Below are 14,200 nucleotides of genomic sequence, written 5' to 3' on the forward strand. Positions count from 1 at the left end.
GGCCGCGTTCCCGGTGGCGTTCGCCGACGGCCGGGGCCCGTCGCGGGTGGCACTGGTCACAGCGGTCGGGCGGGGTACGACCGGGCCTAGTAGCCGGCGCCGGCGACGCACCGAGGCGCCTCCGAACCGGACCGGGGGCGACTCCCGCCCATGATCAACGGTGCGTCGACTCCGGCCTCCGGCCGGTGCGAGGACTACGCGCGGTAGTACACCACCCGGTTTGGGACTGCGCTCGGCGCCGGTTAAAGCTGAGTGCTCCCCCGCTCAGCACCCGCCCGGACCGGGCGTCCGGTGCTGTCCCCGCACGACCGTGAGGTACGCCAGGCGATGTCCACCGTCCCGCCCGTGGGGCCGGCCCTGCGCCGGCTCGCCGCCCGAACGGCGGCCCAGGCGGCCGCCTGGCAGCCCCGGCTCCGCCACGCCCTCGGCAGCCACGTGGCGCCGCCGCTGCGCGCCCTCGCCGTCCCGCGGCACGCCACCCTGCCGGGCAGCCGGCAGCGGGCCGAGCGCGACCACGCGGTCGCCTCCGCCGGCGCGGCCGCGGTGCTGCTGGCCGGCGTGCTGCTGGCGGCGGCGCCGAGCAGCGCCTCGGCGCAGACCGTGCGGCCGACCACCCCGGGCAGTTCCGCGTTCACGGCCGCCCAGGCGGCGGTGCCCGACCCGGGCGTGGTCCAGGTGGCCGGGCCCAGCCCGTACGAGCTGCCCGCGGACGCCGCCTCGGCGCAGGCGTTCGTGGCGGTGGCGCCCAACCTGGAGCCGGCCGAGGCGCCGGCCGAGGCGCCCTCGCCCGCCCCTGCGCCTGCGCCGGAACCCGCCCCTGCGCCGCAGCCGGAGCCCGCGCCGGCTCCCGCTCCCGCACCCGCACCCGCACCCGCACCCGCACCGGACTGGTCGGCGCCGGTGCCGAACGCGCCGACCAGCAACCCGTACGGCGTGGCCAACTCCGGGTACGCCGCCGGGTACCACACCGGTGTCGACTTCGCGGTCCGCCCGGGCACCCCGGTGCTGGCGGTCGGCAGCGCGACGGTGGTCTCGGCCGGCTGGGACGGCGCCTACGGCAAGGAGGTCGTCCTGCGGCTCGCCGACGGGCACTTCGCCCAGTACGCCCATCTGTCCGCGCTCTCGGTCCGGGCGGGGGCCCACGTGTCGGCGGGCGAGCGGGTCGGGCTGTCCGGCAGCACCGGCAACTCGACCGGGCCGCACCTGCACTTCGAGATCCGCACCAGCAACCGCTACGGCGCGGTGGTCAACCCGATCGCCTACCTGTCCGCACACGGCGTCACGGCCTTCTAGCGGGCGTCCCGTTCGGCTCCGCCGCCGGACCGCGCCGCCGTGGTCCGGCCCCGTCGGGCGGGGCTCAGCCGGCGGTGCTGACGGGGTGGCTGATCCGGGCGCCGATCTCCAGCGAGACCTCCCGGGCCGCACCGATGGCCTCGTCGAGGGAGGCCGTCGGCAGCTTCTCGCCCCAGACGTTCTGGGCGTGGGCGCAGTCCGAGGTGTCCTGCTTGAGCAGGAACAGCGCCGAGTGCACGGTGAACAGCGCCATCGCGGCCCGCAGCCGGTCCGGGAACTCCGCGGCCGGCCCGTGCACCAGCTGCACCATGGTGACCATGCGGTCCCGGAAGGCGAGCCCGGCCGGGGACTCGCGCAGCGCGGGCTGGTTCTCGTGGAAGAAGCGCAGCAGCGGCGCCCGCTCGGCCATTCCGTCAGCGAAGCGGCTGATCAGCTCGTCGCGGACCTTCGGGCTCCAGGTCTGCCGGCGGCCCCACTCGATGGTCTCGTCGATCGGCGCGGCCATCCGCTCGACGATGCCGAGGACGATGTCGTCCTTGGTCTTGAAGTGGTAGTAGAGCGCGGCCTTGGTGACGCCCAGCCGGTCGGCGATCTCCCGCAGCGAGGTCTGCTCGTAGCCCTGCTCGGAGAAGAGCTCCAGCGACACCTCGATGATGCGAGCCCGGGTGTCGCTGCGGGGGCTGTGCGGAGTGCCCATGGCCTGCCTCATGACTGCGTCGGTGACTGCTGCGGACCCCAGGGTGGCGTCCGCCCCGGGCTCATTCTCCCTGCCCGGGCGGTCGGTCTTAAAACTGGCTTGACGACCGGCTAGGAAACAACTTACCGTGCCGACGATCGATAAACTAGCCGGGCGACAAGTAAGTGACCCGCCGCACGGCGCGACGCTCGTCCGAACCACCCTCCGGGAGACCCCACCCCATGTCACAGTCCCAGACCGCCGGCCCGGTACCGGAGGACAAGACGGCCGAGGAGGAGCAGCCGCGGTCACCCCGCGAGATCCGCCTCGTCATGGTCGGCTTGGTCGTCACGATGCTGCTGGCCATGCTCGACAACCTGATCGTCGGCACCGCGATGCCGACCATCGTCGGCGACCTCGGCGGCGCCGAGCACCTGTCCTGGGTGGTCACCGCGTACACGCTGGCCACCGCCGCCTCCACCCCGATCTGGGGCAAGCTCGGCGACCTCTACGGCCGCAAGGGCACCTTCCTCACCTCGATCGTGATCTTCCTGGTGGGCTCGGCGCTGTCCGGCCTGTCGCAGAACATGAACGAGCTGATCGGCTTCCGAGCCCTCCAGGGCCTGGGCGCCGGCGGTCTGATGGTCGGCGTCATGTCGATCATGGGCGCGCTCGTCCCGCCCCGCGACCGCGGCAAGTACCAGGGCATGTTCGCCGCGGTGATGGCCCTGGCCACCATCGGCGGCCCGCTGGTCGGCGGCTTCATCACCGACCACCTGAGCTGGCACTGGACCTTCTACATCAACCTGCCGCTCGGCGTGGTCGCCCTCGCGGTCGTCGTCGCCACCCTGAAGCTGCCGAAGGTCCGCAACAACGCCCGGATCGACTACCTGGGCGCGATCCTCCTGACCGTCGGCATCACCTCGCTCGTGCTGATCACCACCTGGGGCGGCCAGCAGTACGCCTGGGGCTCCAAGGAGATCCTCGGCCTGGCCGCGCTCGCCGCCGCCTCGCTGATCGCCTTCTGCTACGTGGAGCAGCGGGTCGAGGAGCCGATGCTGCCGCTGAGCCTGTTCAAGAACCTGAACTTCACCCTGGTCTCGATCATCGGCTTCATCGTCGGCTTCGTGATGTTCGGCTCGACCGTCTTCCTGCCGCTCTACCAGCAGATCGTCCAGGGCGCCTCGGCGACCAACTCCGGGCTGCTGCTGATGCCGATGATGTTCGGCATGCTGGTCGTCTCGCTGGTGGTCGGCCAGGCCGTCACCAAGACCGGCAAGTACCGGGTCTTCCCGATCATCGGCACCGTCGTGATGACCGGCGGCCTGATCCTGCTCTCCACCATGGGCACCGAGACCAGCAGCTTCACCTCCGCCTGCTGGATGGTCGTGCTGGGCGCCGGCATGGGCTTCCTGATGCAGATCACCATGCTGGTCGCCCAGAACAGCGTCGAGCTCAAGGACATGGGCGTGGCCAGCTCCACCGCCACCCTGTTCCGCACCATCGGCGGTTCGTTCGGCGTCGCTCTGTTCGGCGCGCTGTTCAACAGCCGGGTCACCGACACCATGAAGGAGCGGCTGGCCGGCAAGCAGCTGCCCCCCGGTGGCGCCAAGGACCCGGGCCAGACCAGCCCGGCCGAGCTGCGCAAGATGCCCGACTACATCCAGGACGCCTACCACCACGCGGTGTCCAACGGCCTGCACACCGTCTTCCTGTGGGGTGCCGGGGTGGCCGTGATCGCCATCGCCGCGGCGCTGTTCCTGCGCGAGGTGCCGCTGCGCGGCACCGGCAAGGGCGAGAAGCCGGCCGAGTCCTCGCTGGAGGCGGCGGCCGTCTGACGGCTGCGCGCCCGCTCGGTGCGGCGCCCCCGGGAGGTCCTCCTCCCGGGGGCGCCGTCGCGTTGCGGGGTGCGGCGGCTCGGCAGCGCCGCCGTGCCGCTACGGGGCGGCCCGCTCCTCGGGGCGCCGCCGCGTCACTGCGGGACGGCCGCTCGGCAGCGCCGCCGCGTCGCTACGGGCCGGCGCTCGGCAGCGCCGCCGCGTCACTGCGGGAGGCGGTACACGCCCTGTTCGACCGGCTCGACCAGGCCGTCCGCGACCAGGCCGTCCAGGGCGCGGGCCCGCTGGACGGCGTCCGGCCAGACGGCGTCCAGGCGGGCCTGCGGGACGGAACCGTGGGCCTCGCGCAGCACCGCGAGGAGCTTGCCGCGCACCTGGCGGTCCGTCCCCTCGTAGGTCTGGCCGCGCCGGGCCGGGCCCTCGTACGCCGGGCGGCCGGCCCGCTGCCAGGCGCAGCCGCTGAACAGCGGGCAGTCCCCGCACTGCGGGCCGCGGGCGGTGCAGACCAGCGCGCCCAGCTCCATCACGCCGACCGCCCAGGTGGCGGCCGTGGCCGGGTCGTCGGGCAGCAGGGCGGTCGCGGTGCGGCGCTCGGCAGCGGTGGTGGCCTGGGCCGGGTACTCGACGCCGGTCACCGCGCGGGCGAAGACCCGGCGGACGTTGGTGTCCAGCACCACGTGCCGCTGGCGGAAGGCGAAGGAGGCGACCGCGGCCGCGGTGTACTCCCCCACCCCGGGCAGCGACAGCAGGGTGGCGTGGTCGTCCGGGACCTCGCCGCCGTGCTCCTCGGTGATCGCCACGGCGGCCGCGTGCAGCCGCAGCGCACGGCGGGGGTAGCCCAGCCGGCCCCACATCCGGACGGCCTCGCCGGCCGGCTCGGCGGCGAGGTCGGCCGGGGTGGGCCAGCGGGTCATCCAGGCCTGCCAGGCGGGCAGCACCCGCTTGACCGGGGTCTGCTGGAGCATGAACTCGCTCACCATGACCGCCCACGGCGTCGCCTCCGGCGCCCGCCAGGGCAGGTCGCGCTTGCTGGCCTCGTACCAGTCGATGACGGTCGAGTGCAGCAGCGGCAGGGGCATCGGCAGCCGCGCGCCGGCGGCGGTCGCGGTCGCGGGGGTGGTCGTCGGGGTCGGCTCGGTGGCGGTGATGACTGTCATGGCCCTTCGATCCTCCCATGCCCGGGGGGAGCGGCCGAAGGAGAGGAGTCGATTCCGGCCGCCGACTCCCGACGCCCGTTCCGACGGCCCGGAAGCGTTCGGGACCCGCCTCCTGTGGCTCCCTCGAACGGCTCAAACGGCGGATCATGTGAAGGAAGGGGCGACTGTGCGGTGTTGGTGGGTCAATCGGCACACACAGTCTCGTAGAGTTTGATCGTGCCCTCTCTGCGTCAACCCGTGGGACCGCTGCCGGCCTCGATCTACTGGCGTCGGCGCGTCGTCGTGCTCGCCGCCGTCGCGGCGGTCATCGCCCTGATCGCCTGGCTGATGACCGATCAGGGCGGGGGCGGTGACGACGGATCGCCGGGCAGGGCGGCGCAGGCCGCACCGACCCAGACCCCCGCGCAGTCGATCACGCCCGGCGCCTCGCCGAGCGGCCCTGCGGCGCGCCCGGGGGGCGGCACCGGGGGCACCGGCGGCAGTGGCGGACCGGTGAGCGGGGGCGGCAGCGACGTCGGCCTCAGCGGCGGCTCCGGCGGCGGCGCCAACCCGGCGCCCGCGGGCGGGGCGGGCGGCTCCGGTGGCGGCGGCGGAAACGGCGCAGGCGGCGGCACGGCGGGCTCGGGGGGCGGCACCGGTGGCGGGTCCTCGGCCGGCTCCGGCGGGTCCGGCGGCGGCGCTCCCGCGGTGAACACGCCCGAGGTGATGGCGCTGCCGGTGTGCGCCTCCTCGCAGGTGGCCCTGGAGCTGAACCCCAGCCAGAACCCGTACCAGGCCAAGGACAAGCCGAAGCTGGCCCTGACGGTCAAGAACTCCTCCGGCAGCAACTGCCGGGTGGACCTGGGCCGCACCGCCTCGGTGATCACGGTCAGCGGCAACAACAACGACCGGGTCTGGTCCTCCGGCGACTGCCCGCCCGACAAGGGCAGCATCTGGGTGCAGATCCCGGCCAACGGCAGCCAGACCGAGACCTTCACCTGGGACCGCAGCCGCAGCAAGCCGCAGTGCGCGACGCCCGACCAGACCCCGCCGGCGAACGGCACCTACGTGGTGCTCGCGGAGCTCACCGGGCTCTCGGGCGACAAGGTGTCCGCACGCACCTCGATCCGACTGGACGGCTGAGCGCCCGTCACGTCCGCCGTTCCTCCGCTGGAGCCCCGACCGCAGGCGCGGCCGGGGCTCCGGCGTTTTCTGGGCCGAGGGGCCCTCTCAGGGCGGGGAACGCGGTCAAGCCGGGGGCCGTTCGGGCCGGGGGCGCGATCAAGCGGGGAACGCCATCAGGCCGGGGACGCGACCAGGCGGGGGACGCCGCTCAGGCCGGGAAGGCGCGGAAACGTCGAACGGCCCCCGAGGAAGCGTTTCTCCTCGGGGGCCGGCCGTACACCGAAGGCGCGTCGGTCAGACGTAGCGCTCCAGGATGGACGATTCGGCAAGACGGGACAGCCCCTCGCGGACCGAGCGGGCGCGGGTCTCGCCGACGCCCTCCACCGTCTGCAGGTCGTCGATGCTCGCGGCGAGGAGCTTCTGCAGACCGCCGAAGTGCTCGACCAGGCGCTCTATCACCGTGTTGGGCAGGCGCGGGATCTTCGCCAGGAGGCGGTAGCCGCGCGGGGACACGGCCGAGTCCAGGGACTCGGGCGTGCCGGAGTAGCCGAGCGCCTTGGCGACGGTCTGCAGGTCCAGCAGCTCGGCGTGGGTCAGCGCCTCCAGGTCGGCCAGCACCTCGGTGACCGTCCGTCCCTTCTTGGCGGCCCGCTCCGGGAAGTAGTCCCGGGCGACCAGCTCGCGCTCCGGCTCCACGCCCGCGATCAGCTCGTCCAGCTGGAGCGAGAGCAGCCGGCCGTCGATGCCGAGTTCCAGCACGTAGCCGGCGATCTCGGTGGCGATCAGCCGGACCATCTCCAGGCGCTGGGCCACGGCCGTGACGTCCCGGACCGTCACCAGGTCCTCGATCTCCAGCGCGGAGAGCGTGCCGGCGACCTCGTCCAGGCGCAGCTTGTAGCGCTCCAGGGTGGCCAGGGCCTGGTTGGCGCGGGACAGGACGGTGGTCGAGTCCTCCAGCACCCGGCGGGTGCCGTTGACGTACATGGCGATCAGCCGCATCGAGTGCGAGACCGCGACCACCGGGTAGCCGGTCTGCCGGTTGACCCGCTCGGCGGTGCGGTGGCGGGTGCCCGTCTCGTCGGTGGGGATGGTCGAGTCCGGCATGAGGTGGACACCGGCCCGGACGATCTTGGTGATGTCCTTGTCGAGCACCACCGCGCCGTCGAGCTTGCACAGCTCGCGCAGCCGGGTGGCGCTGAACTCGACGTCCAGGACGAAACCGCCGGTGCACAGGGACTCGACGGTCCGGTCGAAACCCAGCACGATCAGACCGCCGGTGTTGGCCCGCAGAACCCGCTCCAGGCCGTCACGAAGCGCGGTACCGGGCGCGATGGCGGTGAGGGAAGCCCGCAGCAGGGCCTCCTCGCGGGAGGCCTTGTCCGCCCCCCGGTCGCTGGCTGCCACGTGACTCCTCCGGTCGACCCGTGCCGCGCGCCTCACGCCGTGCGCCGGTCCGCGGTCTGTTGCTCTGTCGCTCAGTACCGCTCCGGTACTGCCTTCTGGCCAATGAGACTGGGGAGAGTCTAACTGCGTGCGGCTTCGGCAGGGCTTGGGTCAGCGCAGTTCGTCGGAGTCCAGCGGCTCCCACCCGGCCATCAGCTCCTCCGGAAAGGCCGGGACCCGGGCCGCGCGCGGGGCCGGCGGCGCCGACGGAGCCTCACCACGCACCTCGGTACGGGCCTCGGCGCGCGGCTTGGCGGCCGCCCGGCGGCGGCCCGGGATGGCCCGCAGCGCCTCGCCGATGTCCGCCACCTCGACCACCTTCATGCCCGGCGGCACCTTGCCCGGGTCCGGCGGGACCAGGGCGTGGGTGAAGCCCAGCCGGTGCGCCTCGGCGAGCCGGCGCTGCACGCCCGTCACCCGCCGTACCTCGCCCGCCAGGCCGACCTCGCCGATCGCCACCAGGTTGCTCGGCAGCGGGGTGTCGGTGGAGGAACTGGCCACCGCGAGCGCGACCGCGAGGTCCGCGGACGGCTCGCTGAGCTTCACCCCGCCGACCGTCGCGGTGTAGATGTCCTGCTTGCCGAGCTTCACCCCGCCGTGCCGCTCGACCACGGCCAGGATCATCGCGATCCGGGGCGACTCCAGACCCGAGGTCGTCCGGCGCGGGGAGGGGATCTGCGAATCCACCATCAGCGCCTGCACCTCGGCCACCAGGGGGCGCTTCCCCTCCAGGGTGACGGTGAGGCAGGTGCCGGGCACGGGCTTGTCACGCCTGGTCAGGAAGAGGCCGGAGGGATCGGCCAGGCCGACGATGCCCTCGTCGTGCAGCTCGAAGCAGCCCACCTCGTCGGTGGCGCCGTAGCGGTTCTTGACCCCGCGGATGAGGCGCAGCCGGGCGTGCCGGTCGCCCTCGAAGCTGAGCACCACGTCCACCAGGTGCTCCAGCAGGCGCGGGCCGGCGATCTGGCCGTCCTTGGTGACGTGGCCGACCAGCAGGGTGGCCATGCCGCGCTCCTTGGACGCCCGGATCAGCGCGTTCGCCACCTCGCGGACCTGGGCCGGGCCGCCGGGGGCGCCGTCCAGCTCGGCCGAGGCGATGGTCTGCACCGAGTCCAGGATCAGCAGGCCGGGGTTGACCGCCTCGATGTGCCCGAGCACCGCGCCGAGATCCGACTCGGCGGCGAGGTAGAGGTGCTCGGAGAGCGCGTTGATCCGGTCGGCGCGCAACCGCACCTGGCCGGCCGACTCCTCGCCGGTGACGTACAGCGTGCGGTGGCGGTCGGTGGCCGCCTTGGCGGCGACGTCCAGCAGCAGGGTCGACTTGCCGACGCCGGGCTCGCCGGCCAGCAGGACCACCGCGCCGGGGACCAGGCCGCCGCCGAGCACCCGGTCCAGCTCCGGCACGCCCGTCGAACGGGCCGTCGCGACCTGGCCGTCCACCTGGGCGATCGGGCGGGCGGGCGCGCTGACCGGGCCGGCGGCGGTGGTGCGGATCGGCACCGCGCCGTACTCCTCGACCGTGCCCCAGGCGTTGCACTCCGGGCAGCGGCCGACCCACTTGGGCAGCTGGTTGCCGCACTCGGTGCAGCGGTAGGCCGGGCGCGGCTTGGCGGTGGTCTTGGAACGCGGAGGCATGCGGCCCACGGTAGCGCCTGGGTACGACAGCGCCGGTCCGCCGGGGCGGCGGGCGCTTCGGGAGGACGGCGGGCGGCAGCGACGGCGACGGGTACGGGGATGGGCACGGCGGGGCGGGCGGCCGCGAGGACGGGGTGGCGGGTGGCAGCGACGGCACCGAGCGCGCCGGTCCGCCGCGAACAGTGCCGGACCTCGCCGGCGGACCCACACAGATGGGCGATGTTGTTACCCGAAAGAAGTACATACGCGGCGAAGCGCGGGGTCGGACGGCTCGATGTCCCTACCGTCGGACGGGTGACGACGAGAACTGTTGGGGCTGTCGGCGCCGCGCCCGGGCCGCGGGCCGCCGCCGTGTCGGCGGAGTACGACCGCCAGGTGGACGGCCTGTTCACCTACTGCCTCTCGGTCCTGTGCGAGCACGACGCCGCCACCGACGCCCTGCGCGAGGTCGGCGAACTCGCGCGGCGGCACGGCGGCCGGCTGACCGAGCCCGGGCTGGTCCGGGCCTGGCTGTTCTCCCTGGCCCGTTACTGCTGCCTGCGGCGGCTGGCCGACGGGACCGCCCGGGAACCCGGAACCGAACCCACCGAGGCCGAGGCCGCCCGGCGGCGGCGCGAGCTGGCCTCGCTCGCCTGGCCGGAGGCGGCCGGCACGGACCCGGAGCAGCGCGAGGCGCTGGAGCTGTCCGTCCGGCACCGGCTGACGCCGCTCGAGGTGGCGGCGGTGCTGGGCCTGCCGTTCGACCGGACCCGCGAACTGCTCGCCACCGCCGAGGCCGAGGTGGCCCGGACCAGGGCGGCGCTGCTGGTGCTCGGGGTGGGCAGCTGCCCGGAACTGGACCGGCTCGGCGGGGCCGGGGCGGAGTCCTGGCGGGACTGGGTGCTCGGGCCGGCGCTGCGGCGGGAACTGGTGCAGCACGTGGTGGACTGCCCGACCTGCCGCGGGACGGCGGAGCGGGTGGCCGCCGGGGAGGCGGCGGAGGGCGCGGCGGGAGCCGGGGCGGGGCTGTCGGGCCTGCCGCTGCTGGCGGCGCCGGCCCCGGGGGCGGCCGGGTCGTCGGGAGCTGCGGATCCGGCGGGTACTGCGGGTACTGCGGATCCGGCGGGTCCTTCGGGTTCTTCGGGTCCTTCGGGTACGGGTGGCTCGGTGGGCGGGGTGGCGTACCTGCCGTCGTCGCGCGCAGCGGAGCGGCGGGGCGCGGTGCCCGCCGAGCCGGGGCTGCGGTTCGACCACAGCGGCTTCCCCCGGCACCGGGCGCCGGACGCGGGCCGCGGCTTGGCGGTGCGTCGGCGGGTGGTGACCACCGGGGTGCTCGCGGCGGTGCTGGCGGCGCCGGTGGTCGCGCTCTGGGCCGGCCACCGGGGAGGCGGCGGACCGGGGTCGGCGGCTTCGGTCTCGGCGGTCCGGGTGGACGAGGCCGGGCAGGAGGCCGGCCAACGGCCGCCGCAGCCGTGGGCGGCGGGGGTTCCGGCGGAGGCGGTCGGCGGGGCCGGGATGCCGGGGCTGGAGCTGGCGGGGGCGGGGGCCGGTGGGGCGGACGGTGCAGAAACGTTGCTGCCCGGGTTCCCACGGCTCACCTTCCAGGGACCACTGGTTCCCGTCCCGAGCCGGGGCGCGACACCGCTCAGCAGTCCGACCCTGGTCGCCGCCCCGGCCCCCGGCGCGGACCGGGCCACCAACCCGGGAGCCGGTCCGGCCGACCCGGCCGGACTGCTCACCGTCGAGGCCGCCGAGTACGGCAGCCGCACGGTGCTCACCCTCACCAACTCCGGCACGTCCGAAATCCGTTGGCGCGCCGTGACGGACGCCAGCTGGCTCCGGCTCAGCCGCGAGGCGGGAACGCTGGCACCGGGGCAGCGGATCACGGTGATCGTCACCGTGGACGAGGACCTCGCACCCGCCACCCACTGGACCGCCCGCATCTCCCTGCCCCCGTCCCAGGCGGTGGTCACCCTGGAGGGCGGACCGCAGAACCGCGGCGGATCGGCGTCCTCCTCGGGGGAACCGTCCTCGAGCCCCGGCAGCAGCGCTCCTCCCACACCCTCGGCCCCTGCCTCGGCCACGTCCTCGCCGTCGGCGTCACCGTCGACCTCGGCGTCGCCGAGCGGCGCCGGCCCGACGTCACCGCCGCCCTCGGGGACCGGCTCGCCCTCCTCGCAGCCGTCGCACTCCGGCACGCCGACCGGCACGCCGTCCCCTTCGGCGCCCCCCGCAGGCACCCCGTCGCCGCAACCGACCGGCACCGCCCCGGCGCAGCCGTCGGGGCACTGACCGGACCCCGGTGCGGCCCGGCCGGTGCGGCCCGGCCGACCGGTGTCAGGTGCGGTGGATCGGGGGGATCTGGTAGGTGCCGTCCAGGACGGGCGGCTTCGGCTGGTAGATGCGGATGATGGGCCGGAACTCGCCGGGCGGGGTGGGGAGCCAGTTGGCGGCGGCCGAGGGGTCCTCGGGCGGGTCGTGCTGGAGGGTGAGGGTCAGCGAGCCGTCGTCGCCGTAGACGAGGCCGGGGGTGCGGTCGCCGATGGAGTAGCGGTTGATCGGGTTCTCGACCAGGAAGTAGTCCGGGACGGAGTACATCGTGACGGACCAGAAGGCCTCGGCGGGCGGGGGCTGTTCGAACCGGAGGGTGTAGCTGTCGGCGCCGGTGAGCGGGCGGCCGTCGGAGTCCTCGTAGGTCATCGCGTAGGAGGCCTCGTAGGCGTGGTTGCCCCAGAGGCCGGCGCGGGCGGCGGCGGCGCGGCTGAGGTAGGCGGCGCGGCGGTCGGGGATGCGCCACTCGGGGTCGTCGACGGTGCCGGGGCCGAGGTGGTCGAGGTTGTAGTCGAAGAGGTGGAGTGCGGAGCGCCACTCGCCGGGCGGGTGGTCCTCGGGCGGGCGGGTGGCGTCCTCGACCCGTTCGCGTCCGGCGGCCAGGCCCTTGGCGAGGGCGAGGGTCCACTCCGGGGCGGCCGCGCGGTACGGCGAGGCGCCGTCGTCCAGCAGGCCGAGCGGGGCGAACCGGCGCTGGTACTCGATGTCGGGAGTGGCGGGCGGGAAGGCCTGCATCCACACCCGCAGGCGTTCGAAGAAGGCGAGCCGCTCCGGGACCTCCGGGTCGGGCTTTGGCAGTCCGGCGACCAGGCCGCCGGGCTCCAGTGGTTCGAGGACGAGCCCGGCCTGCAGGGCCTTGACCCGCGGCAGGTCGCCGGGGCCGGCACAGGCGAAGCGGCCGACGATGGTGCCGACGGTGGTGGGCAGCTCGATCACCCGGTCCGGGTCCGGCGCGTCGCCGTGCCAGGCGGGTGGGACGACCAGCCAGGTCTGGGCGCCCGTCCCGGTGGCGCGGCGCCCGAGGTAGGCGACGTTCTCCGTCCAGGCGCTGACGAACTGGAGCACGTGGTAGGCACCGTCGGTGTCCGGCACGTGCAGCACCAACGGGCCTTCGGAAAGGTCCAGTTGGGCGATCGAGTAGATCGTGTCGTTGTTCACGGAGACGAACCGGTCACCCGGGCCGGCCAGCCGGGTCGCGTGGCTGAAGTGGTTGAACGGCGCCGCCGGGAGGGTGCCCAGGCCGCCCTTGGCGAAGCGCTCGACCATGGTGAGGCCGGCGACGAGCGGGTAGCCGTAGACGTACGCGTCGGCGGCCAGGGCCTCCAGCTCGGGCTGGTTCATCGGGGTCCTTCGTCCGTTCGGTTCGGGGGTGGGCGGGGCCTCGGTGCGGGGCCTCCGTGCAGTTCCGTCTCCGTGCGAAGCCGTCTCCGTGCGGTGCCGTCGGGGCGGTCCGCTGCCCTCCGTGCCGAAACAGGGACGAATCGGCACATCTGGGATGCTAGGTGGGGCGGGGAGGGGCGGCATGTCGGGCACTCCGCGCCGCAACGCGGACCGGCGCACCCGGGCGGCCGCTCTGCCCAGCGCGAATCGGAGCGTGCTGGTGGGGCGGTCGGGGGGAGGCTGGCCGGTATGAAGATCCTCCTTCTCGGGGGCTCGTCCTTCCTAGGACGGGCCTATGCCGTCGAGGCCCTCGCCCGCGGCCACCACGTCACCACCTTCAACCGCGGCCTCGGCGCCGCCGATCCGCCCGGGGTGGAGTCCGTCCGTGGTGACCGCGACAGCGCCGCGGACGTCGCCCGCCTGGTCGAGGGCCGCAGCTGGGACGCCGTCGTCGACACCTCGGCCCAGCAGCCCGCCCAGGCCTCGCTCAGCGCTCGGCTGCTGCGTGAGCGGGCCGACCACTACACCTTCGTCTCCTCCGTGCACGCGTACGCGGACTGGGCCACCCGGGTGATCGACGAGGACGCCGAGCTGCTCCCCTGCCCCGCCGACGCCCCGCCCGAGCAGCCCTCCGGCCGCGAACTCAAGGCCGGCTGCGAGCGCGCGGTACTGGAGGACTTCGGCGCCGAGCGCTCGCTGATCCTCAACAGCGGGCTGCTGGTCGGACCGCACGAGCGCGGCGGCCGACTGCCCTGGTGGCTGGAGCGGATGGCGCGCGGCGGACGGGTGCTCGCCCCGGGTGACCCCGAGCGGACCATGCAGGTGATCGACGTCCGGGACTTCGCCGTCTTCGGACTCGACCGGCTGGAGGCCGGGACGACCGGCCGCTTCCTCACCACGGCGCCGCCCGGCCGACTGACCTTCGGGGAGTGGCTGGAGACCTGCCGGGAGATCGCGGGCGCGCCGGACACCGAGCTGGTCTGGGTCGCGGACGACCGGCTGCTCGCCGACGGGCCGGACCAGGTCGCCCCCTGGCTCGAACTCCCCTTCTGGGCGCCGGACCTACCGGAGTGGAAGTACATCTGGCAGGTCGACAGCAGCCGCGCCCGGGCCGCCGGGCTGCGCTGCCGCCCGTTCGCCGAGACCGCGCGGGACACCTGGGAGTGGCTGCGCGAACGCGGACCGGCGGACGACACCGACGCCGAGGGGCGCAAGCGGGTGCCGGGGTCGGCGTTGCGGCAGGGCATCGAACCGGCGAAGGAGCAGCGACTGCTGGCCGCCTTCGGCTGAGTGCGCACCTGCGGCAGCTGGGACCACGTCACCGGCAAGCCGTACAACTCCGACGACCCGCGCTACCGCGACGT

10 protein-coding genes are annotated in these 14,200 nt (G+C 74.5%); 5 read left to right on the forward strand and 5 right to left on the reverse strand.

Annotation, left to right across the window (positions count from 1 at the left end; all coding sequences use genetic code 11):
• Nucleotides 1–327: 327 nt before the first annotated feature.
• Nucleotides 328–1,293, forward strand: coding sequence for a M23 family metallopeptidase (locus tag ABT247_RS24575; protein ID WP_350745842.1), 966 nt, complete (start codon nucleotides 328–330; stop codon nucleotides 1,291–1,293).
• A gap of 64 nt (nucleotides 1,294–1,357) precedes the next feature.
• Here ABT247_RS24575 and ABT247_RS24580 read toward each other — a convergent pair whose 3' ends face one another.
• Nucleotides 1,358–1,990, reverse strand: a complete 633-nt coding sequence (locus tag ABT247_RS24580; protein ID WP_350745845.1) for a TetR/AcrR family transcriptional regulator — start codon at nucleotides 1,988–1,990, stop codon at nucleotides 1,358–1,360.
• Between the two features lie 221 nt (nucleotides 1,991–2,211).
• Here ABT247_RS24580 and ABT247_RS24585 point away from each other — a divergent pair, with 221 nt between their 5' ends.
• Nucleotides 2,212–3,807, forward strand: a complete 1,596-nt coding sequence (locus ABT247_RS24585; RefSeq protein ID WP_350745848.1) for an MDR family MFS transporter — start codon at nucleotides 2,212–2,214, stop codon at nucleotides 3,805–3,807.
• A 203-nt stretch (nucleotides 3,808–4,010) separates the two neighbouring features.
• Here the strand turns inward: ABT247_RS24585 and ABT247_RS24590 are convergent, their stop codons facing one another.
• Nucleotides 4,011–4,964 carry an HhH-GPD family protein gene (locus ABT247_RS24590; protein ID WP_502892498.1) on the reverse strand — a complete coding sequence of 318 codons (954 nt, stop codon included), beginning with the start codon at nucleotides 4,962–4,964 and terminating at the stop codon, nucleotides 4,011–4,013.
• 216 nt (nucleotides 4,965–5,180) lie between these two features.
• On the opposite strand from ABT247_RS24590, the gene ABT247_RS24595 reads away from it, so the two are divergent.
• Nucleotides 5,181–6,086 (forward strand): hypothetical protein, encoded by a 906-nt coding sequence (locus tag ABT247_RS24595; RefSeq protein WP_350745850.1) that lies wholly within the window; start codon nucleotides 5,181–5,183, stop codon nucleotides 6,084–6,086.
• A gap of 276 nt (nucleotides 6,087–6,362) precedes the next feature.
• On the opposite strand, the gene disA is transcribed toward ABT247_RS24595, so the two are convergent.
• Complete coding sequence (disA, locus tag ABT247_RS24600; protein WP_350745866.1) at nucleotides 6,363–7,421, reverse strand: DNA integrity scanning diadenylate cyclase DisA; 1,059 nt, start codon at nucleotides 7,419–7,421, stop codon at nucleotides 6,363–6,365.
• A gap of 201 nt (nucleotides 7,422–7,622) precedes the next feature.
• Nucleotides 7,623–9,146, reverse strand: a complete 1,524-nt coding sequence (gene radA / locus ABT247_RS24605) for a DNA repair protein RadA (protein ID WP_350745853.1) — start codon at nucleotides 9,144–9,146, stop codon at nucleotides 7,623–7,625.
• A gap of 294 nt (nucleotides 9,147–9,440) precedes the next feature.
• Here radA and ABT247_RS24610 point away from each other — a divergent pair, with 294 nt between their 5' ends.
• Nucleotides 9,441–11,417 carry a BACON domain-containing protein gene (locus ABT247_RS24610; protein WP_350745855.1) on the forward strand — a complete coding sequence of 659 codons (1,977 nt, stop codon included), beginning with the start codon at nucleotides 9,441–9,443 and terminating at the stop codon, nucleotides 11,415–11,417.
• A 45-nt stretch (nucleotides 11,418–11,462) separates the two neighbouring features.
• Here the strand turns inward: ABT247_RS24610 and ABT247_RS24615 are convergent, their stop codons facing one another.
• Nucleotides 11,463–12,797: a DUF1254 domain-containing protein gene (locus ABT247_RS24615; protein ID WP_350745858.1), complete on the reverse strand. Its 1,335-nt coding sequence runs from the start codon at nucleotides 12,795–12,797 to the stop codon at nucleotides 11,463–11,465.
• A gap of 288 nt (nucleotides 12,798–13,085) precedes the next feature.
• Here ABT247_RS24615 and ABT247_RS24620 point away from each other — a divergent pair, with 288 nt between their 5' ends.
• Entirely contained in the window at nucleotides 13,086–14,126 is a 1,041-nt protein-coding gene (locus ABT247_RS24620; RefSeq protein ID WP_350745860.1) for an NAD-dependent epimerase/dehydratase family protein, read from the forward strand.
• The last annotated feature ends 74 nt before the right edge of the window (nucleotides 14,127–14,200 follow it).

This window comes from Kitasatospora sp. NPDC001539, assembly GCF_040298565.1.
GTDB lineage: Bacteria > Actinomycetota > Actinomycetes > Streptomycetales > Streptomycetaceae > Kitasatospora.